The sequence below is a fragment of the bacterium SCSIO 12844 genome (genome assembly GCA_024397935.1).
Lineage (GTDB): Bacteria > Pseudomonadota > Gammaproteobacteria > Francisellales > Francisellaceae > M0027.
Genome location: CP073743.1, coordinates 1,415,075 through 1,436,710 on the forward strand (window position 1 = coordinate 1,415,075; position 21,636 = coordinate 1,436,710).

Annotated in this window: 16 protein-coding genes; 10 read left to right on the forward strand and 6 right to left on the reverse strand. The window is 31.7% G+C overall.

Annotated features, from left to right (window positions below):
• Positions 1 to 19 precede the first annotated feature (19 nt).
• The 6 genes from hrpA to KFE69_06745 all read left to right on the forward strand — a co-directional run bounded on the left by hrpA (position 20) and on the right by KFE69_06745 (position 9,319).
• On the forward strand, positions 20 to 3,913 hold the full coding sequence (hrpA, locus tag KFE69_06720; GenBank protein UTW43775.1) for an ATP-dependent RNA helicase HrpA: 3,894 nt from the start codon (positions 20 to 22) through the stop codon (positions 3,911 to 3,913).
• A 76-nt stretch (positions 3,914 to 3,989) separates the two neighbouring features.
• Positions 3,990 to 4,211 carry a hypothetical protein gene (locus tag KFE69_06725; GenBank protein ID UTW43776.1) on the forward strand — a complete coding sequence of 74 codons (222 nt, stop codon included), beginning with the start codon at positions 3,990 to 3,992 and terminating at the stop codon, positions 4,209 to 4,211.
• Between the two features lie 439 nt (positions 4,212 to 4,650).
• Positions 4,651 to 5,040 (forward strand): hypothetical protein, encoded by a 390-nt coding sequence (locus KFE69_06730; GenBank protein ID UTW43777.1) that lies wholly within the window; start codon positions 4,651 to 4,653, stop codon positions 5,038 to 5,040.
• 239 nt (positions 5,041 to 5,279) lie between these two features.
• Complete coding sequence (locus tag KFE69_06735) at positions 5,280 to 7,007, forward strand: hypothetical protein (protein UTW43778.1); 1,728 nt, start codon at positions 5,280 to 5,282, stop codon at positions 7,005 to 7,007.
• Positions 7,008 to 7,082: 75 nt separating this feature from the next.
• Positions 7,083 to 8,039 (forward strand): AEC family transporter, encoded by a 957-nt coding sequence (locus KFE69_06740; protein ID UTW43779.1) that lies wholly within the window; start codon positions 7,083 to 7,085, stop codon positions 8,037 to 8,039.
• 110 nt (positions 8,040 to 8,149) lie between these two features.
• Positions 8,150 to 9,319, forward strand: a complete 1,170-nt coding sequence (locus KFE69_06745) for a hypothetical protein (protein UTW43780.1) — start codon at positions 8,150 to 8,152, stop codon at positions 9,317 to 9,319.
• Here KFE69_06745 and rsmD read toward each other — a convergent pair.
• From rsmD to lptF, 5 genes are all read right to left on the reverse strand, one after another.
• Positions 9,311 to 9,874 carry a 16S rRNA (guanine(966)-N(2))-methyltransferase RsmD gene (gene rsmD, locus KFE69_06750; GenBank protein ID UTW43781.1) on the reverse strand — a complete coding sequence of 188 codons (564 nt, stop codon included), beginning with the start codon at positions 9,872 to 9,874 and terminating at the stop codon, positions 9,311 to 9,313. The two genes, KFE69_06745 and rsmD, sit on opposite strands and share 9 nt — an antisense overlap.
• Positions 9,875 to 9,882: 8 nt before the next feature.
• Entirely contained in the window at positions 9,883 to 11,196 is a 1,314-nt protein-coding gene (locus KFE69_06755) for an insulinase family protein (protein ID UTW43782.1), read from the reverse strand.
• Positions 11,197 to 11,269: 73 nt separating this feature from the next.
• Positions 11,270 to 12,643 (reverse strand): insulinase family protein, encoded by a 1,374-nt coding sequence (locus KFE69_06760; GenBank protein UTW43783.1) that lies wholly within the window; start codon positions 12,641 to 12,643, stop codon positions 11,270 to 11,272.
• Between the two features lie 37 nt (positions 12,644 to 12,680).
• On the reverse strand, positions 12,681 to 13,748 hold the full coding sequence (lptG, locus tag KFE69_06765) for an LPS export ABC transporter permease LptG (protein UTW43784.1): 1,068 nt from the start codon (positions 13,746 to 13,748) through the stop codon (positions 12,681 to 12,683).
• A gap of 1 nt (position 13,749) precedes the next feature.
• Positions 13,750 to 14,871 (reverse strand): LPS export ABC transporter permease LptF, encoded by a 1,122-nt coding sequence (gene lptF, locus KFE69_06770; protein ID UTW43785.1) that lies wholly within the window; start codon positions 14,869 to 14,871, stop codon positions 13,750 to 13,752.
• A 170-nt stretch (positions 14,872 to 15,041) separates the two neighbouring features.
• Here lptF and KFE69_06775 point away from each other — a divergent pair, with 170 nt between their 5' ends.
• From KFE69_06775 to KFE69_06790, 4 genes are all read left to right on the forward strand, one after another.
• Positions 15,042 to 16,541: a leucyl aminopeptidase gene (locus KFE69_06775; GenBank protein ID UTW43786.1), complete on the forward strand. Its 1,500-nt coding sequence runs from the start codon at positions 15,042 to 15,044 to the stop codon at positions 16,539 to 16,541.
• A 111-nt stretch (positions 16,542 to 16,652) separates the two neighbouring features.
• Complete coding sequence (gene guaB, locus KFE69_06780) at positions 16,653 to 18,113, forward strand: IMP dehydrogenase (GenBank protein UTW43787.1); 1,461 nt, start codon at positions 16,653 to 16,655, stop codon at positions 18,111 to 18,113.
• Positions 18,114 to 18,194: 81 nt separating this feature from the next.
• The gene (locus tag KFE69_06785) at positions 18,195 to 18,779 is read left to right on the forward strand and encodes a hypoxanthine-guanine phosphoribosyltransferase (protein UTW43788.1); all 585 of its coding nucleotides are present in this window, start codon (positions 18,195 to 18,197) and stop codon (positions 18,777 to 18,779) included.
• A gap of 15 nt (positions 18,780 to 18,794) precedes the next feature.
• Positions 18,795 to 19,559, forward strand: a complete 765-nt coding sequence (locus tag KFE69_06790; protein UTW43789.1) for a TatD family hydrolase — start codon at positions 18,795 to 18,797, stop codon at positions 19,557 to 19,559.
• Between the two features lie 33 nt (positions 19,560 to 19,592).
• On the opposite strand, the gene KFE69_06795 is transcribed toward KFE69_06790, so the two are convergent.
• Positions 19,593 to 21,593 (reverse strand): glycosyl hydrolase 53 family protein, encoded by a 2,001-nt coding sequence (locus KFE69_06795; protein UTW43790.1) that lies wholly within the window; start codon positions 21,591 to 21,593, stop codon positions 19,593 to 19,595.
• Between the last annotated feature and the right edge of the window lie 43 nt (positions 21,594 to 21,636).

A 21,636-nucleotide genomic window follows, 5' to 3' on the forward strand; every position in this document is an offset into this window, starting at 1 on the left:
AATAGTTTATGATATTAAAATGGCATCTTCTATTTTAGAAATTCAAAATAAATTAAATTTGATCACCACAGAGTCAAGGGCACTTGTGATCACCTATTTGCGTCAATTAAGGGCATTAGAGAAACAACAAAAACCAATTGACCAAGAATTAGAAAGCCTCAATGAAATTATTGACTCTCTATTGGCATCTGTTGAAGAAAAAAAATTAAATCGTCCTAAAATTGCTTATCCAAAATTACCAGTTACCGACAGATTAGATGAAATTAAATCAGTTATTTCTAATCATCAAGTGATTATTATTGCAGGTGAAACAGGCTCTGGAAAATCAACTCAATTGCCTAAAATTTGTCTTGAACTAGGGTTAGGCTGTAGGGGATTGATTGGTCATACACAGCCAAGAAGACTAGCAGCAAGATCGGTTGCTCAAAGAGTCGCTGAGGAATTAAATTGTGAGTTTGGTAGTTATGTAGGTTATAAAGTAAGGTTTAATGATAAAACATCTGAGAATACCTATATAAAAGTTATGACGGATGGTATTTTACTAGCTGAGTTACAAAATGATCGTTACTTAAGCAAATATGATACAATTATTATTGATGAAGCGCATGAACGCAGTTTAAATATTGATTTTATTTTAGGTTATCTAAAACACTTATTGCCTAAGAGACCAGAGTTAAAAATTATTATTACATCAGCAACGATTGATCATAAGCGATTTTCCGAGTATTTTAATCAAGCACCAATTATTGAGGTTTCAGGTCGAACCTATCCAGTTGATATTCGTTATCATGCAGATTGGCAAGAAGGTGAATCAAGTGATAAGTCTCAACCTGAGCGTATTTTGGATGCCATCGAAGAGTTAACTTTAGATGGGAATGGCGATATATTGGTATTTTTTGCGACCGAACGCGAGACTCATGAAACAAAAGAGTTTTTAGAAAAAGCAAATTTAAAACATACAGATGTTTTACCCTTATATGCACGCTTATCTTCTAAGGAACAACAAAAAATATTTCAACCATACCATAAACGCAGAATTATTTTATCAACTAATGTTGCGGAAACTTCAGTTACAGTGCCTGGTATACGCTATGTTATAGATACAGGTAAGGTAAGGATTAGTCGTTATAACTATCGTAATAAGGTGCAGCGTTTGCCAGTAGAGCTAATTTCACAGGCATCAGCTAACCAAAGAGCAGGTCGTTGTGGACGGGTAGCAAAGGGTATTTGTATTAGGCTATATTCACACGAAGATTATTTATCTCGTAATCAGTTTACAGACCCAGAAATTTTAAGAACCAATCTTGCATCAGTCATATTGCAAATGAAAGCACTTAAATTAGGTGATATAGAAGCATTTCCTTTTGTTGAACCACCAGATAACCGCTTTATCAAAGATGGTTTTCGCCTTTTAGATGAATTAAATGCTATTGATGATAAAAAGCAATTAACAGAGATTGGTAAAATAATGGCTCAAATACCAATAGAGCCAAGATTTGCGCGCATGTTGATTGAAGCTAAAACAAAAGGTGTATTAAATGAAGTATTAATTATTGTCAGTTTTTTAAGCATTCAGGATCCAAGAGAGCGTCCTAAGGAATTTCAAGAGGCATCTTATCAAAAACATATAGCTGATCGAGATAAACAGTCTGACTTTATGAGTATTATTAATCTATGGCAGCGTATTCAAAGACAAAATAAAGCACTATCAAATAATCAGTTTAAACGTTATTGTCGTAACGAATTTTTATCCTATTTGCGTATTAGAGAATGGCGTGATATTTATCAGCAACTTAGAGAGTTAACAAATCAATTTAAATGGCCTCTCAATCAAAGTAAGGCGAATAATGATTTATTACATCAAGCTATTATCTCTGGATTATTAAGTCATATTGGCTTTAACCATGATGAAAGAGAATATCTTGGTGCAAGGGGATTAAAGTTTTATATTTTTCCAGGTTCATTTGTATTTAAAGAAACACCCAAATGGATTGTTGCATCTGACTTAATTGAAACGACAAAACTTTATGCACGTGTTGTTACAAAAATTAATGTTGATTGGTTAGAAAAACTAGCAGCACATTTAATTAAGCGTCATTATTTTGAGCCACATTGGCGCAATAAGGCCCAGGATGTTGCAGCATTTGAGCGTGTTAGTTTATATGGATTAGATATTGTACAAAAACGTATTGTTTCTTATGGTAAAATAAAACAAGATGAATCAAGAGAAATTTTTATACGTGATGCATTAGTTGAAGGTAATTTAAATACAGATGCAGCATTTTATCAGCATAATTTGAAATTATTAGATGATATCGATGATTTGGAAAATAAAGCTAGACGTAGAGATATCATGGTAGATGAAGCAGCATTATATGAATTTTATCATCAACATATTCCTGAAAATGTTTATAATTTAGCAACCTTTAAATCTTGGTATAAAGCATTATTTAAAGAAAAGCAAAAGTATCTTTATTTTGATTTCAATGATGTGGTTCAGAATGATACTTCAAATATTAATGAAAAAAATTATCCCAATTATTTTGAAACAAATGGCTTAAAGTTACCATTAACTTATCATTTTGATCCAACGAACCATGCTGATGGCATTACAATGACCGTACCACTACCACTAATAGAGCGTGTATCAGTTGAACAAACTGATTGGTTAGTTCCTGGTATGCTAGAAGATAAAATTACAGCATTAATGCGTGCGTTACCAAAGCATATACGTAAACATGCATTACCGATTGCACATTATGCAAGAGCATTAACAGAAAGTATTACCTACAACCCGAATAATAATTTACGTCAACAACTTGTCAAAGAACTTATAAGGATTACTGGCGTTAAATTTGGCTTATCGGTTTGGGATAATGTTGAGATTGAACCTTTTTTGATGATGAACTATCGTATTGTAGATGAGAAAGCTAAATTTTTAAAAGAAGGTAGAAATTTAAGGCAATTAATAACGCAATTAAAAAATAAAAATAAGCTATCTGATCAAAGTATTAATAAATTAAAAGATCAAAAAATAAGTCAACAGCTCTATCAACGCTGGGAATTTGATCGCTTAGATGATAAGAAGCAAGTCAAACGCTTTGATGTATTATTAGATGTTTATCCATGTTTGGTTGATTGTAAAGAGGGGGTAAAAATTAGCCATGAAAATACATTAGAAAAAGCACAAAAGATGCATTTTCTTGCTATTAAACGATTGCTTGATTTTGAATGTAGATATTTATATAAAACAATAAAAAATAATATTAAAAATAGGCAGAAATTAGCATTATATTTTTCACTGATTACTAAAACTGAAGAGCAATGGTTAGAAGATTTATTTCAAACAAGTTTAATTTATGCCTTTCTATTAACTGAAGAAAGAGCTTGGCAAATTAAAGGCTATGATGATTTTGAGAAATTAGTTAAACAAGGTAAAGGTCAATTAGTTGAGGTATCAGAGCAAATTACGAAAATATTAAATCAATTGATGCCATTATTTTATGAAATTAATAAAAATCTAACAGCTAAAAATATTGCCTTAGACTTAGTTAAAAGCTATCAAGATATGAAGTCACAACTAGAAGCAATGATATATCAAGGTTTTATGAGTAAAACAGATAAAAAGTGGTTTGATCGTTTATCTATATATTTATTCAGTATAAAAGAACGTATATTAAAGCTTTCACGCAACTTAAATCAAGATAAAGCGTTTATGCTTAGTGTAGATGAAATTTATGAGCAATTAGATCGACAAATAGAACAAAAAAATATATCTGATGATGATAAGCGTATTGTAGAGATTGAATGGTTAATCCAAGAGTTATGGGTTTCATTTTATGCACAGCAATATAAAACAATTCAACCTGTATCTGCAAAAAGAATTTTAAAAATAATTAATAATCTTCAATAATGCTATAAAAAAATTCACATCTAAAGTAATTTAAGTGCTATAAAAATAATAAATTTAATATTGGTTGCGATTATAGATGACTTTAGAGGAATTTTTATCTGGAGTAAGAGAGTTTACTGTTTGGGTAGCTGAAAATGATCCAGAACTAAATTATATTGCTGGTACTGGTGTTGCTTTGGCAACTGATGGGACTGTATCTAATCATTTATTAAACACACACGCAAATATCTCTGAAGGTGCATTAAATGATATTGGTAGGTATGAGATCATGGAGGTTTGTTGTATCTACAGTATGTGACTTTAGTATTGCTGTATGGGATTTTTATAAAAGTGCTAGAAAATATTGGGATTTTGATTATTAGTTTGAAGAACAATTATGTGAGTTAGATTATTTAAGTTGCAAAATTTCTGAAATTGACGATATATTAGAAAAAGAATTAATTGAGGATGATAATCAAAGAAATAAAATTTATGATCAGTTAGATAATTATAAAACTAGAAAAAATAATCTAATTGAAGATATTAAAGTCTACTCTGCTTATTATTTTTATCAAAAACTTCAAAACTCTAATTTAGATGATAAAAGAAAGTATGCTAATCAATTTGTAGTATCTTTTAATTTAAGCTTTAATAAAGCTTATGCAAAACAAAATCTTGTTAATATTCATGAAGATGATCGAAATACTATTTTAAATCAAGTATCAGCAGAAAATATTCAAACAAAACCATCTTCAGATGTGATTGAAAGAGCTCAAAATATTAAAGAGAGTTTAAAAAATGACACTAAAGACAAAGGCATTAAGCTTACTTTAAAAACATTTAGTATGGTTGGTATGACATTACTTGCCGTTGGTGCAATTTGTCATCCAATAGGGCTTGCAATTACAGCTTTAGTTGCTGCAGATTATTTATTATATTCATTTGGTCTTCCTGCAGCAAAAAAATTATGGAATAAATGCTTTGATTCATCTGAAAAAATGATGCCAGCTAACCCAGTATATAATGAAGATGATAGTCAGATAGTAGATGACCCTCCAATGTTGATGAGTAATGGAGATAATTCTAACATATCTTCAGATGAAGATTATTATGGTGATGATGAAAGCTATGCAGTCGTTAATGGATAGTTTATCTAAATTAACGGAATCTTCGCTTTAAAACCTGTAATGAATTATTTCATAATTTTAATTATATAAGTTTATGATTTGTATCTATATAATAGGTTGTCTCTAGTTATAATTAATAATATAGTTTCAAGTTTGCATTAAATTAACCATGCATTAATTAACTAGTCATATTTTTTTGTTATAATTTGCCATATATTTGCTTAGTAGGTCGCTATTTCATAGGTTGGGTTGCGTTTATAATGACGTTAGAAGAATTTTTATCAGGTGTACGTGAGTTTACAGGGTGGGTTGCAGAAAATGACCCTGAATTAAACTATATCGTATTTACAGGTGTTGGCTTAACCACTGATGGAACAGTTCCTAATCACTTATTAAATACGCATGCAAATATTTCTCAAGGCACATTAAACGGTATCGCTGCAGGATGGAATTATGCTGATGCTGCTTGCTCTATTATTACTGTAGGTGAATTATTATTACAAAATTATTTTGATGAGGTAAATGATAAAAATCGCATTGAAAATTATGCAAAAGCTGCGGTTTTAACTGCATCAGTGACAACTCTAATTGCAATGACTGCTGCAGGAATGGGTGCTTGGGGCTTTGCTATAGCAACGATTTGTGATTTTGGCATTGCTTCTTGGGATTTTTATCGTAGTGCTAGAAAGTATTGGGATTTTGATTATTGGTTGGAAGAACAGCTTTATGAATTAGATTATTTAAGCCGAAAAATCAGTGAACCAGATGTCGGTGATAAATTAAGTTATTTTCAAGCTAGAAAAACTCATATAATTAAGAATATCAAAGCTTATTCTACTTATCATTATCATCAAAAATTAATAAAGTCTGATGTAGAGGATAAAAGCAAGGAGGCTAGAGAGTTTGAAGCAAATTTTAATGAAAGTTTTAATAAAATATGTGCAAGCTATAACTTTACTCATATCAAGCGGAGTGATAAAGCTGAAATCTTAACTCATGTTTCATCGAAATATATTCAGATACCAAGAAATTCAGATAAGTTTAGAGCTAAGCAAATTAAAGAAAATCTAAAAAAAGATACTCAGGATAAAGGCATTAAACTTGCTTTAAAAACAGCAAGTATGGTTGGTATGATATTATTAGCTGTTGCTGCCTCTTGCCACCCAGTAGGGTTGGCAATAACAGCCGGTGTTGCTGCTGGGTATTTACTTTATTCATTTGGTTTTCCAGCAGCAAAAAAATTATGGAATCATTGTTGTAAAGCTCCTGAAAAAACATTATCAAAGTTTCAGTTACAAACTGATGAATTGTTGAGAGTTGAAGATAAAATTATTTCAAATAATCTTGATGATGATAAAATTGATCTTTTTGATTTGTTAAATAATAATGGTTTGTTTTATTCAAACAAAAATGCAACAAATATTGATGATAAATTTAGTTCTTATGCTAGAAGAGTTCTTGCAAGTATAGATAATGAAGAAGCTAATGATTTTCTTGACTTTTTTTATGATCAAGTAGATGAACAGCATCAGGAAGAATTATTACCCGTATTACTAGATGATTTTATAATATATAAGGATATTGGCAGGATTAGTCAATTAAATAAGTCTTATGATAATTTAATTAAAGGTCAAGCAACTAATGATCATAAATATTCTAAAGTAAATGGTTATCTTGAAGATACAATTACTGAAAGTATTGCTAAATATGCAAAAAGATTGAGACAAGATGAAACATTACCAGTTAAAATTCAGCTTGATAAGTTTAAAAAATTCAATGACTTATTAATAAAAAGAGAAACAGATATGATGGGGTTTTATTTAAATCGAAAAAATAAAATTGGTAGATTAGAGCTTGAAATTGATGTCAATGAGTTTATTTCATTTGTTGAGCATGGTCTAAATTACAAACATACACCAGCTAAGTTATTTTATAGTGAAAGTAGCTATCAGAGAGATGATATTGATAGCTTAACAATGGTTGGCTGATTTAATTATAACTGTAGTTTTTTAAGATTTAATTTATAATAAAACCATGACTTAAAAATGGAATTATATTTAATAATGCTTAGCGTATTTAGCACTACTTTTGTTTTATTCTTTACTATATTTCTTGGGATGATTTTAGGAAAAACGCGTATTTTTGATACAGGTTCAGATAAAGTACTAATTCATTTTGTTTTCTATATTGCACTTCCAATGCAATTATTTTTAAGTTGTTATAAAAGTAGTTTGGAATTATTTAATCCAGGTTATATAGCTTCTTATTTTATTTCTATGATTATCATAATTGTAATTACCTGTTTTATTAGTATAAAGTTTTTAAAAACTTCATTTGCTGCTTCTGCATTAAATACGATGTCAGTAACACAAATAGATGGTGCATATTTTACAATTCCTCTTTTTATGTTGGTATTTTCTTCAGCAGCTTTTGCAATCCCTTTAATGGCAATTCAGAATGTTATATTTTTTACATTTACTGTTTTAATAATAGAGTTGACAAGTCAAAACAATAAATTAGCTAGTAATACTAAATTTAATAGCTATACATTTATCTTAAAGCGCATCATTAAAGTAATTACAACAAACCCTATTATTGTATCTTCTATTTTAGGGTTTGTTCTTGGAGCAACAAAAGTTCCTTTGGAAAAGCATTTAATTGATGTACTTGGATTCTTGGGAAGAACTTCAGCACCTGTTGCACTTTTTTCATTGGGGTTATCATGTTCATTTAGCTTTGCACATATAAGAAATTTTGATGAGAGTATAATAGTCATAGTTCTATCTATTATGAAATTGATATTATTTCCAATAGTTGCTGTAATTATTGGTCTTTTATTTGGCTTAGATCATCAATTACTGCTTGCTTTAGCTTTATTAACAGCAAGCCCTACCGCAACGCATAACTATATTATTGCTAATCAATATAATTTAAAAGCTGAAATTCAAACATTTGTTGTTGTATTAACAACTATTCTAAGCTTTATTACAATCAATATTTGGCTGTTTTTACTGCAGTAATTGTTTATAGCTATTTATATATTATTACTTGTTATGATATAATATATTAAAATGTTTTTTAATCAAAATATAAAATAGTTGATTATGTATTAATAATCATGGGGGGTGGCATGTCATTTTTAGATGATTCCTGGAGTTATTTAGTTGAAGTATCAGCTAAAGTTCCTGATTTAGACTATATAGTTGGTACGGCTGTATCAACGACAGCTAAAAATAATGGTTTATTTCGCACATCAACACATATTGGTTCTCAGACTGTAACAAAAGTAGGTAATGGTTGGAATTATTTAGATTCAGCTGTTTTGCCATTTTTGATTGGATATTTATATTATCAAAATGAAACGGATCAAGTTAATGACAAAGTAAGGCAAGAAAACAAAGCTAAAATGGCACTTTTATCATTATCGTTTGTAACTTCTATTGCATTAACAGCGACAGGGTTTGGCTCTATTGGATTTGCAATTGGTACAGGCTTAGACTTTTTATCTGCAAGTTATGATTTTTATGATAGTGCTAGAAAATACAGGGATTATGAATATTGGTTAGAGTGTGAGTTATTTAAGTTAGATCATATCAACAGACATATAGATAAACTAAATCAGATAGATAGAGATCTTGAAGATAAAGAAAAATCTCTTTTAGATCAATTAAACAAACTGATTGAGCAGAAAATTAATATATTATCTGATATAAAAAATAATACGATTAGCCATTATCACAATAACTTTCAATCTAAATATATGGGTGCTGTAATATTACATGATGTATCATATAAAGATGATTTTGATCAAACATTAAAAAAGATAATCAATAAAAATAATTTTGAAACAATTGAATCTAATAATGATATTGGCACTTATATAACAAGCAATCAATTATCATTTAATCATGACAGTAAAGATTCTGAAGGAATCAAACAAGCAGAACAAAATACTCAAAAAATTAAATCATCTCTAAAAGCAGACTTAAATGATAAGGGTGTTATGTTGGTATTAAAAACAGCTAGTATGGTGGCAATGACTTTATTAGCTGTTGGTACAATATCTGCTGTTGCTGCAGTACATGCAAACCCCATTGGTTTGGCGATTAGTTTATCTGTTGCAGCTGGTTATCTAGTTTATAGTTTTGGTTTGCCCGCAGCAAAAAAATTGTGGAATAGCTATTGTGATAAACAAGAATCAAGCAATCAGCAAAATAAGGCTGAAGCACCAACATTTTTCGATAAAGTGCTAAATTTTTTGCCAAAAACAAAAGAAGAAAAAATAGTGCTTTCAACTTAACTTTAAGAGGCCATAGTGGACGTTACCAGATACTTTATTTTTAACTAGCTGCCAATGATCACTGTCTAAAATTAATTTAAGCTCATTTTGAGCATCTATTTCAAAGTAGACTAATCCATTGGGCTTGAGTAGTTTATTTTCAATAATAATGGCTAATAGTTTAGCCAATAAATCTTGTGAAAATGGTGGGTCAAGAAAAATAATATCGTAATTATTATCAAGTTTAGCTAAAAGCTTTAAAGCATCACCAGATAAGCAAGTTGTATTTTGGGCATTTAGTAATTTTAAATTTTTTTTAAGCTGTAAATATGCCCGATGAGATTTCTCTATAAAAGTACAAGCATTTGCACTACGAGATAGTGCCTCAATGCCAAGCGCACCGCTACCAGCAAATACATCTAGGCAATTGTTTCCAATAATATCTTGCTGTAGCCAATTAAATAGAGTTTCTCGAATCCGATCAGCAGTTGGACGTAGGTGTTGAACATTACTTGGGAAGTTAAGTTTACGGCTACGCCATTGACCACCAATAATACGTAGTATTTGATTTTTCATCGTATTAATTAAGCTTTATCTGTATGCTTGGGAATATTACCAACTGTAACGGTTATCATATGATCTAAGTTAATAATCTCATCAAATGTATCTTTGACTTGAGATTGATTTAATGAGTTAACTTTATCTATATATGTATTAAGATAATTAAGTGGTAAATTATAAAATCCAATCACACTTAATAGGCTTAATTTGCTGCGATTGGTTGCTACAGATAATGGAAAGCTACCAATCAAATAGCGTTTTGCTAAAGTTAATTGTTCTTCTGTTGGGCCTTGTTTATTAAAGTTAGCAAGTACTTGATTGATTGTTTCGATACTTTCATATGCTTTGTCATTACGCGTTTTCGCCTCGATTAAAAATACGCCTTTAACTTTCATTGTTCGAATAGCACTGTGAACACCATAGGCTAAACCTTTATCTTTTCTTACATTTTGAAATAATAGTGAAGTCATGCCATCACCACCGAGTATTTGATTGGCAACCATTAAAGCAAAAAATTCGTCACTGCCTTTTTTGATACTTAAGGTTCCTTTTAAAATGGTCGTTTGATTGGATGGGAAAGGAATATGAATGGATTCTGACTTAGTTAAGGCTTTAGGTTCTGCAATTGCTGGTGCTTGTTCACCTTTAGGCATGCCTTCAATAATTTCATTTGAGATATCTCGAGCAGTTTTTTCGTCAATGTCACCAATGATCGCAATAGATGCATTACTTGCAACATAATACTTATGGTAGAAATTAATAGCATCTTTAAGTGAAATCTCTGTTACAGACTCACTAGTTCCATCAATTGGGTGGCCATAAGGATGCTCAGGATAAAGCGCTTTGATTAAAGCTTTATAAGCAACTTCATCAGGGTATTGCTCTTCTATAGCAATTGATGTTAAATGTTGTTTTTTAGCCCGTTCAAATTGTGACTCAGGAAATGTTGGTGTAGTTAGAATTTTTTTGAACAAGTCAATTGAAGGTGTTAAATATTCTGGCATTGACATTGAGCGTAACGTAAATGTTGCAGCGTCTCGTGATGACTGTTCACTAAAATGTGCACCTTGTAGTGTTAATTGATTGATAAGTTCATCTTCATCCATACCTTTAACACCAGTTTCAAGTAAACTTGCAGTTAATGATGCAAGTCCATATTGTTTAGCATCATATGCAGAACCAGCTTGAAAGCTAATTTGAATATCAACAATTGGTACTTCATTACTTTGAATAAAATATACTTTAGCACCATTTTCTGTATGCCAACTATGTATATTAGGTTGGTGTGTTTGTTCAGTAATTTGAGATGATTTTGTTTCAGATGCGATTGCATTCATAGTTATGCTAACTCCAATAATAATCAGTAAATTTTTTAGAAGATACTTAAGTTTTAAAGACATAATTAAACCCTTAAGGTGACTCTGACTCTTTCTGTTTTAAGTACGTAACTACCATATTGTCTTCTGTTAAATATTTATTTGCAACTTGTTGTATTTGCTCAGGGGTTACTTCTAATAAGTATTTAAGGTAATTTTGAGCTTGGTTAGGATTTAAGCCAATAGAAGCAAATGATCCAAGTAAAAAAGCTTGTGAGTTTAAAGAGTCTATTGAATAGATTTTACTGGCTAATACATTTACTTTAACACGCTGTAATTCTGTGTCACTAATGCGGTCAGTTTTTAAAGTTTCTATTTGACTTAAGATTCCTTTTTCAAGTAATTCTAATGTAAAATTAGGTGTTGGTAATGCAAAAACAATTAATTGTGTTCCATTAAGCGCAAACGGTTCGTATTCTGAACTGACAGTTGTAGCAACTTCTTTTTTTCTAACTAAGTTGGTTTGTAGTCTTGATGAAGCATTACCACCTAAGATGGAATCTAATACCATAAGTGCATACGGCTCCCAGTCATGTTCAGCAGTTTTTATACTTGGGGTATTATAGCCAATGATAATAGTAGGTACTTCAACTTTAGGGCGTTTGACCTCGATACGCTGAATACCAGATGCAGGCTGTACATAATGTGTTTTTGTCTCAGGTAAAGTAGATTTTGGGATATCATTGAAATAATATTTTGCATCTTTATAGACACTTTCAGGGTCAACATCACCAATAACAACTAAAGTAGCATTGTTAGGTGCATACCATTGTTTGTACCAATTATTTAAATCATTTAATTGATATTGTTCAATATCACCTCTCCAGCCAATAATTGGATGGTGTCTTGGGTTTGATAAATTAGCTGCAGCCATATGACGTTCAAATGCATAACCAATTGGATTATCTTCAGTACGCATGTTTCTTTCTTCTAAAACAACTTGTTTTTCGTTATTAAACAATTGTTGATCGAGTTGTAACTGATGCATGCGATCTGATTCAATTTTAAAACTTAGTTTTAAATTATCTTTGCCCCAGTATTGATAATATGCAGTGTAGTCATAGGATGTAAATGCATTTTGTTGACCACCATTTTCTTCAACTAGTTTATCAATATCACCTGGTTTGAATGTTGCAGTACCTTTAAACATCATGTGTTCAAGCATATGAGAGATGCCTGTAATACCATTTGGCTCATAAGTAGAGCCAACACGATACCATATTTGTGATAACACTACTGGTGCTCTATGATCTGGTTTAACAATAATTTTCAGTCCATTATCTAAGGTGTATTCATAGACTGGATTACCTTCTGGAAGCGTAATTTCTTTTGCTGAGTCAGCATATGATGACGTCATTGACAGTAAGCTTAAAGTTAATGCAGAAGACAGTGTAGTTTTAAAAGTCATTGAAGTGATTACTCCTTTAGTAAAAAATGTTTTAAGTTTATTCTCTCATTTTTATAAATAAAAAGATAAGTACGATTATAAAAATAACACTTGGTGATGCAGCACCAATTAATGCAGGTAAGTTATAAACTTCAGAAAATGGTCCAAAGAATTGATTAATAATAAAAAAGACAAATCCTAAAAATAAACCGGCTAATATTTTTAAACCCATTGCTGAAGAACGCATAGGGCCAAATACAAATGGAACAGCCATTAACATTAAAATAATCACTGAAATAGGTTGAAATATTTTTTGCCAGAATTGTAATTCAAGTAAGTTAGTATCTTCTAAATTTTGTTTTTTAAACGAAATATATTCCCATAAAGCTATCAAATTTAAATAATCTGGATTAACACCAATCACATTAACAAGTTTGGGTGGAATTAAATTTTTCCATATTGCTTTATTTTGTTTGGTTGTTTTAACTTGATCAAAGGATAAGTCCGTTGTTGTTATATTATTAACTTTCCAACTACTTTTTTCAAACTCAGCATTATCAGCAAGTGTTATTGATTTTACTTGACTATTTTGGATGTTATAACGGGTTATGTTAATTAGTTCATGTTGTGCAAAAGAGCCATTTACATGAATAAAATCATTACCACTTTTAAACCATAATGACTGGTTTCCTGAAAGGGCAGCACTACTATCACCTGATGCTAATGCTTTATAAATATCAGCTTCTTTATTGTATTTAGGGCCGAACCATGCGCCAAGTAATAAGCAAAAAAGCATTAATAATACACTAGCAACAATAACCCCTTTTGATATTTGAAAAATAGATAAACCTGAAGCACGCATAACAATTAATTCACTATTATTTGCAAGTATGCCTAACCCCATCAATGAGCCTAATAAACAACCCATTGGTAAAATTAAATAAAGGTTATAAGGTATTTCATAGATAACATAAATAAATGCGCTCAGTGTTGTGTAATTACCGGTACCAACATCACCCATTTGAGCAATAAAAGTAAAAATAATAAATATAGCAATAATACTTAAAGTAACGATAGTAGTTGTCATCAAAACTGTTTTAGCAACATAACGTGTTAATCTCAGCATTTTAATGTCCTATCATCTTTTTCTTTGCAGTTGGTGACGTATAGTTAAATATAGGGCCATTAAGCTTTAAAATAGCAAGTAAAGCAATTAGAGCAAATACAAGGTGCACCCACCATAAACCTATCCAGGGAGGAATGAGGCCACTATCTAACCAAGACTTAGCAATTGATAATAAATTAAAATAAGCAACAAAGACAATCACAGCAGGCAAAATACGACCATATCGACCTTGCCTTGGGTTAACTTTACATAACGCAACGGCAATCATAGTCGTTACAAAAAGTGCAATTGGAAAACTAAATCGCCATTGAAACTCAGAAGCTGCTTCAAGCGAATGATCTTTCATTAAATTTGTAAAGGACATACTTTCATAGGATTGGTATCGTGAAGTATTTTCAGCCCCTGTATTTATAAACTGGGATGCTGTTTTAAATTTTGCTTGCTGGTAATTATCTTTTCCAGGGGTGCCTTGATAAAAATAACCATTTTCAAGTACAACATATTTGTTGCCTTTTTCATCAGTTTTTTGATAACCAGATGGTGCAATAATTGTAACTGCTTTTTGAGGGCTTGATTGTTTGTCATTTTGTTGGTGAATAAATACGTTATGTAGTGTGTTATCATTTGTATTAATTTTTTCAATATAAATAACCTGTTTACCATCATTAAATGTCATAATTTTTCCAGGCTGTAAAAAATTAAGTACATTTTCACTACTAACCGTGTTTTGTACTGAGTTTTTAAAGCTTAGCATATAAGGTATTAACGACAAACTAAGATAGCATTCAATCACAAACAGAAAAATAACAGGGAAAAATGTAATTGCAAGTAACTTAAGCCAGCTCATACCACAGGCAAATGCAACTGTTAATTCATTATTGCTGAATAAGCGACCATAGACTAAAAGAATAGAAAAGAAGTAGCTAACAGGCAGTAAATATGCGATATATTTGGGTAACATAATACCTAAAAGTTGAACAACTGCAGAACCAGTTAATCCACCACTAGCAGCAATGTTTAAATAACGAATAAACATATTACTGATAACAAGTACCAATAAAATTGTAACAACCGCTAGCATTGCATGAACAACTTCACGATTTAAATATCTTAAAATTTGCAAATTGCTTTACTCCGATAAGCTATCATTTCTTTCCCTTGCTTATCATAATTGAAACTTAGATCATAGCCAAATAAATTGCAAAAAAAATGCTTATTTACTTGAAAAAAATAATAAACGCTGCAAAATTGATCTTAATTCAAAATATCATATAACATACGATGAGGTGAATAATGGAGTATGTTGTTAAAAGTGGCAACCCTGAAAAACAAAGAACTGCGGCATTGGTTTTAGGTGTTTTTGAGGGGAGAAAACTTTCACATGATGGTGAATCAGTAGATAAAGCATCTAATGGGACGTTAAGTAAAATTTTACGTCGTGGTGATATTGAAGGTGGTATTGGCCAAACTTTGATGTTATTTAATATTGAGGGAACTTTAGCAGATCGAGTTCTTTTAATTGGATGTGGAAAAGAAAAGGATTTAGATAGCAATCAGTATCGTCAAATTATAAAAAAAATGGTATCAACCTTAAATGAGACAGGCTCAATGGATGCTGTTTGTTATTTAACACAGTTAAGTGTTAAAGGTGCTGATAATGGTTTTAGAGTTCGTCATGCTATTGAAGCAACGATTGAAACACTTTATAGCTTTGATCAATTTAAATCAAAAAAGAAAGAAGTTAGAAGACCTTTACGTAAATTAACGCTAACAGTGCCTTCAAGAGCAGATCTTGTGCATGCTGAAAAAGCTTTAATTGAAGGTAAAGCAATTGCAGAAGGGGTTTCTTTTACAAAAGACTTACAAAATATGCCACCAAATATTTGCTCTCCTAAATATTTAAGAGATCAAGCTAAGGCGCTTGCTAAGAATTATAAATCACTTGATTTTGAAGTATTAGATAAAAATCAAATGAAAGAAAAGAAAATGGGGGCGCTATTAGCAGTATCAGATGGTAGTGATTTTGATCCTTTTTTAATTTCTTTAAAGTATCAAGGTGCTAAATCAAATCAAAAGCCTGTTGTATTAGTAGGTAAAGGATTAACTTATGATACAGGAGGACTGTGTCTTAAGCCTTGGACAGGAATGCCGGCAATGAAAATGGACATGTCAGGTGGTGCAGCGGTAATGGGGATCATTAAAACGATTGCTGAATTACAACTACCGATTAATGTTGTAGGTGTTGTTGCTGCTGTTGAAAATTCTATTGATGGGAAATCTTTTAGACCAGGTGATGTCTTAACCAGTATGTCTGGACAAACCATTGAAGTGATTAATACTGATGCCGAAGGTCGCCTAGCATTATGTGATGCACTAACTTATTCTGAAAAATACGACCCAGATGTGATCATTGATATGGCAACGCTAACCGGTGCAATGATTGTTGCATTAGGTAATGATTTAACGGGTGTCTTTGGTAATCATAGTCCTTTAGTTAATGATTTATTAAATGCGGGTCGCCAAAGTGGAGATGTTGGTTGGCATATGCCACTTCATGAGCCTTATCAAGCACAGCTTAAAAGTGATATTGCGGATATGAAAAATTTAGGCTTAGGTGGTGCTGGTAGTACTGTGGCTGGTTTATTCTTAAAGCGTTTTGTCAAAAAATATCGTTGGGCGCATTTAGATATTGCTGGTTCTGCAATGGGTGACTTTAATAAAGCAACAGCGACAGGACGCCCAGTACCAATGATTATGCAATATCTTTTGAATCGTTTGAATGAGCGTGCTTAGCTAAGACATTTTTTAAAAGAATTAATTACTTTTTTATTTCCAAATATCTTAATTATTGATAGAATGCCACTGTAATTATTTAACAAGTAGAATAATTACAAGGTTGATCCCATGTTAAGAATAATCGAAAATGCTATTACATTTGATGATGTATTGTTAGTTCCTGCTTTTTCAAAAGTTTTACCCAATGAAGTTAAGTTAGCAAGTCGCTTAACAAGAAATCTCCATATTAATATTCCTTTAGCTTCATCTGCGATGGATACTGTTACAGAAGCACGCCTTGCTATTGCCATGGCACAAGAAGGGGGTGTTGGGATTATTCATAAAAGTATGTCAATAGAAGATCAAGCACATCATGTTCGTAAAGTAAAAAAATATGAAAGTGGTATGGTTAGAGATCCAATTACGGCAACACCAAAAACGAGTATTCGTAAATTATTAGAAATTACCCAAGAGCACCATTTTTCAGGTGTACCAGTTGTTGAAGGCAAACAATTAGTTGGTTTAGTAACTAGTCGTGATATGCGCTTTGCTGAAGATTTGAGCCAACCAATTTCAAGCATTATGACAACAAAAGAAAACTTAGTAACTGTAAAAGAAAATGCCTCAAGAGAAGAAGTTGAGCGTAAACTACATGAGTATCGTATTGAAAAAGTCTTGGTAGTGAATGACAATTTTGAGCTATTAGGATTAATTACAGTTCGTGATATTGAAAAAGCAATTGAAAAGCCATTAGCTTGTAAAGATAAAGATGGTAGACTACGCGTTGGTGCAGCAGTTGGTACCTCACATGATACAGAAGAGAGAGTGCATGCACTTGTTGATGCGGGTGTTGATGTTATTGTTGTAGATACAGCACATGGCCACTCTCAAGGTGTTATTGAACGGGTAAAATGGATTAAAGAGACTTATCCCGAAGTTGAAGTGATTGGTGGCAATATTGCCACAGCAGATGCTGCAAAGGCTTTAGTTGATGTTGGTGCTGATGCAGTTAAAGTTGGTATTGGTCCTGGTTCAATTTGTACAACACGAGTTGTTGCTGGTGTTGGAGTGCCACAATTAACAGCTATTTCTAATGTGGCTGAGGCATTAAAAGATACGGATGTACCTTTAATTGCAGATGGCGGTATTCGTTATTCTGGTGATATTTGTAAAGCAATTGCTGCTGGTGCTTCTTGTGTGATGATTGGAAGTTTATTTGCTGGAACAGAAGAGTCACCTGGTGAAGTTGAACTATATCAAGGGCGTTCTTATAAATCGTATCGTGGTATGGGTTCATTAGGTGCTATGTCAAAAGGCTCATCAGATCGTTATTTTCAAGATTCAGTTGATGCTAAAAAATTAGTACCTGAAGGTATTGAAGGTCGCGTACCTTATAAAGGAACATTAAATGCAGTGATTCATCAATTATTAGGTGGTTTACGTTCAGGTATGGGATATACTGGCTGTGATACAATTATTAGAATGAATCAAGAAGCGAAATTTGTGCAAATTTCATCTTCAAGTGTTAGCGAAAGTCATGTTCATAATGTGATGATTACAAAAGAGCCACCAAATTATCAAGTCAGGTAATTGATCGTTAAATTTTGACTACGAATTTTTTAAATCTTAAGGTAAAATACACAAAAGTTTAAAAGTGAGGTATGAAAAAAAATGACTTCAACAGCAACGCCACCTGTAACAAGTGAGTTTATTGAAGAAGTATTACGTGATGCAAAAGAAATTGTATCAGAAGCACGACTAATGCAAGCTTTTGACCAAATGGCTGAAGCAATCACACTAAATTTAAAAGATAAAGAGCCATTATTTTTATGTGTGATGAATGGTGGCTTTATGATGGCGGCAGAAGTTTTAAAGCGTCTAAAATTCCCACTAAAAATGCATTATATTCATGCAACACGTTATAATGATACCTGTTTTGGTTCTCAAATTGAGTGGATACAAAGACCACCAAAAGAAATTGAAGATCGTGAAGTTGTCTTATTAGATGATATTTTAGATGGTGGTATTACTTTGGCTGAAATTAAAAAGCATTGTTTAGCTCAAGGTGCTAAAAGGGTCCACACAGCAGTGATGTTGGATAAAAAAACCAATCGGGAACATGAAGGATTAAAGTCAGCTGATTTTATTGGTCTTGAGATTCCAGATGAGTATGTTTTTGGTTTTGGTTTAGACTATCATGGATATTTACGTAATATTCCAGGTATTTTTGCTGCAGCAAGACATCATTATATTTAATGGATTAAAAAATAAATGTTAATTGACTCACATTGCCACTTAAATCGCTTAAAATCTGATAATGGATTAGATCAAATTATTGAAAATGCTTATTCTAAAGGTGTAAATAAAATTATCTCAATTGCAGTTGATTTAGAAGAAGTTGAAGAAATTCGATCGATTGCAGAGCGTTATGAGGGCGTTTATTTTACAGTGGGTAAGCATCCAAGTGAATTTGATGGTGAATCAGTTAATTTTGAACGCTTAGTTGCTTTATCATCACATCCTAAATGTGTTGGAATTGGCGAGACAGGTTTGGATTATCATTATAACAATGAAGATACTTATGAAGATCAAAAGGCACGTTTTATCACACACCTTAAAGTAGCAAAATCTGTTGATAAACCTGTTATTGTTCATACTCGAGCTGCTAATAAAGATACCATTGAGATACTAGAAACTTATGCAAACGATTCAGTTAAAGGTGTTTTACATTGCTTTACAGAGTCTTATGAGTTAGCTAAAGTGGCACTTGATTTAGGTTTTTATATTTCATTTTCAGGGATTGTTACCTTTAAAAACGCTCAAGATTTGCAAGAAGTTGCAAAAAAAATACCTTTAGATCGTATTTTAGTTGAAACAGATGCACCTTATCTAACGCCTGTACCTTTTAGAGGTAAGCCAAACTACCCGGAATATGTTTATTATGTTGCATCATTTTTAGCAGAGCATTTAAATATTCCATTTGAAGAGTTTGCGGCAATAACAAAAAATAATACAGAAACTTTGTTTTCAATATAATTTATTGATATTCATATGGTTAATTATATAAATTCAAGTATAGCCAAATGTTAAATTAAATGGATTACCAGCTGTAGAGTTTTGTACTGAGATACAGCCTTCTGATTGAGGGTTTTCAAGGTGGTATCCAATTAATAGTTGATGGTTATTAATGGTTGTCCAATCTAATTTAATCAGGCAATTGATATAAATTGGCTGATGTGTATTCGGATCAGTTGTTTTTGACTCTAAAATAAACTGATTTGTTGAGAGTGTTGGAAAATACGTTGTACATCCTTGAGGGTTCCCAACATCACATTTTTGTGTATTTGTATCAATTGGATTGATAGGTTGATTAGCTTTAGGTGAAATAGTAGACTCATTTTTATCTGCATTATTTAAGTTAATGCCATAAGCATAATTAAGGTTAAATGAAAAGGTTAAAGTCCATGGAATAACATTATCTAATTGATGATGCATTAGATTTTGAGACTGTATTCTAACCTTTAACGATCTTAAAGTAGAGAGATCACGTGTAGATTTATTTAATTTGATTAAGTAATAACCTAATTGAGCATCTTTTGGTTTAATATACTGACAACTACCAATATCGTGGTTAAGATAGCATTTTTGATCACCTAAAATTGCCTCTTCATTTGAAGCAATTTTAATGATTCCATATTGATATTGTATCACGCCATGTATATCAAAAGTAGGTAATAAATAAGCGATCGTTGTATTAAACCCAGGTGTAACTTTTAACGGTTGTAGTTGTTTTTTAGCACTTGGGTAAAATTGGATTAAACTATATAGCTCTTCAGGCTTAATAAAATTTTGGTTACGATAAAAGGCTTGCCAATTAATCAGTACTGATGGACTGTGTGAGTAAGCATTAACACGACTGTCTCCCCAAAAATCACTTATTTGATCTTTGGCTTTTTTCCAACCATAGTATCCCCACAGTTGGTTGATATAACTTAATGCTTTAATATTGGGGTAGTCATACATAACTTTAGCTAACCAACCAATAGGATTACTACCATGTGCAAGTGTTGCAAAATAACTATTCATTGTTTCTGTGCCATCTGCTGGATAGTCTTGTGGAAACCTTGGTGAAGCTTCCGCAATTATAATTGGTTTTTTTAGTGTATTGATTACATAAGGGTAAAATGAAGTTAAGTATTGATTAATATCATTAGCTTCTTGATTAGTTGATGGAAAATAAGAAAATCCAATCCAGTCAATATCATCGATTGGAATAGGTGAATTATTATTACTACTGTTAGCTGTTACAAACTTTTTCAATCGATTTATATCTGGCATTGCTAAGTGTAAAATATAGGCAACTTTATATGTTTTTGGATTACCTGTGACTTGGCCAAGATCATAATTTAGACGGCTATGAATATATTGATAGGCTTTATTATAAAGTTCAGGATTATAATTATCGATTTCATAACCTATACGAAGAAAGACAGGGCGGTTAATTAATTGAATATAGTTAGCAAGTTCATCAATTGTAGAATCAGCAATATGATTGATATCTTTTCCATGGCTAGATTGATCCCACTTTTCTGCTAGTTGTGGTAATACCCACTGACCATCTTCACCCGCATCTTTTCCTAAATTTAATGCAAGTTGTATTGCAGCTTGAGATGTTTTTAGATTATTGATAACAGGTCTACTTTCATTTAGACTACTATTTATGCCTGACCAACCAAGTATTGCACGTCTAAAAGTATAACTTGAATTATAACCTGGTACATTACTACATTGGTAAGCTTCATTGATTTGAAACCCTGATGGTGGCTGATTACAGCTTAGGGGAAAAAAATCTTCCATATTTGCATAAGAGCTATAAGTCATGATGCCATCAAATGGATAATCTTTACCTAAAACTTGATTATAATCTAAAATTGCTGGAATATTCTGACCTATAAATAGCAATTTGCCTTGCTGTGGTTCAAATACAGATTGAGCATAACTTGTTGTGATTGCTGAATAAGCAATTAAACTGATCAATGAAATTGGTTTAAGACAATTGAGTATGTTCATTATACAATAATTCCTTTATGTTATTTCAACTTTTAATGCTTCA

Bases quoted from the DNA above. Each gene is read 5' to 3' on its own strand.
- hrpA (UTW43775.1), top strand. From the start codon at position 20: ATGGCATCTTCTATTTTAGAAATTCAAAATAAATTAAATTTGATCACC.
- KFE69_06725 (UTW43776.1), top strand. From the start codon at position 3,990: ATGACTTTAGAGGAATTTTTATCTGGAGTAAGAGAGTTTACTGTTTGG.
- KFE69_06735 (UTW43778.1), top strand. From the start codon at position 5,280: ATGACGTTAGAAGAATTTTTATCAGGTGTACGTGAGTTTACAGGGTGG.
- KFE69_06740 (UTW43779.1), top strand. From the start codon at position 7,083: ATGCTTAGCGTATTTAGCACTACTTTTGTTTTATTCTTTACTATATTT.
- KFE69_06745 (UTW43780.1), top strand. From the start codon at position 8,150: ATGTCATTTTTAGATGATTCCTGGAGTTATTTAGTTGAAGTATCAGCT.
- rsmD (UTW43781.1), bottom strand. From the start codon at position 9,874: ATGAAAAATCAAATACTACGTATTATTGGTGGTCAATGGCGTAGCCGT.
- KFE69_06755 (UTW43782.1), bottom strand. From the start codon at position 11,196: ATGAATGCAATCGCATCTGAAACAAAATCATCTCAAATTACTGAACAA.
- KFE69_06760 (UTW43783.1), bottom strand. From the start codon at position 12,643: ATGACTTTTAAAACTACACTGTCTTCTGCATTAACTTTAAGCTTACTG.
- lptG (UTW43784.1), bottom strand. From the start codon at position 13,748: ATGCTGAGATTAACACGTTATGTTGCTAAAACAGTTTTGATGACAACT.
- KFE69_06775 (UTW43786.1), top strand. From the start codon at position 15,042: ATGGAGTATGTTGTTAAAAGTGGCAACCCTGAAAAACAAAGAACTGCG.
- guaB (UTW43787.1), top strand. From the start codon at position 16,653: ATGTTAAGAATAATCGAAAATGCTATTACATTTGATGATGTATTGTTA.
- KFE69_06785 (UTW43788.1), top strand. From the start codon at position 18,195: ATGACTTCAACAGCAACGCCACCTGTAACAAGTGAGTTTATTGAAGAA.
- KFE69_06790 (UTW43789.1), top strand. From the start codon at position 18,795: ATGTTAATTGACTCACATTGCCACTTAAATCGCTTAAAATCTGATAAT.
- KFE69_06795 (UTW43790.1), bottom strand. From the start codon at position 21,593: ATGAACATACTCAATTGTCTTAAACCAATTTCATTGATCAGTTTAATT.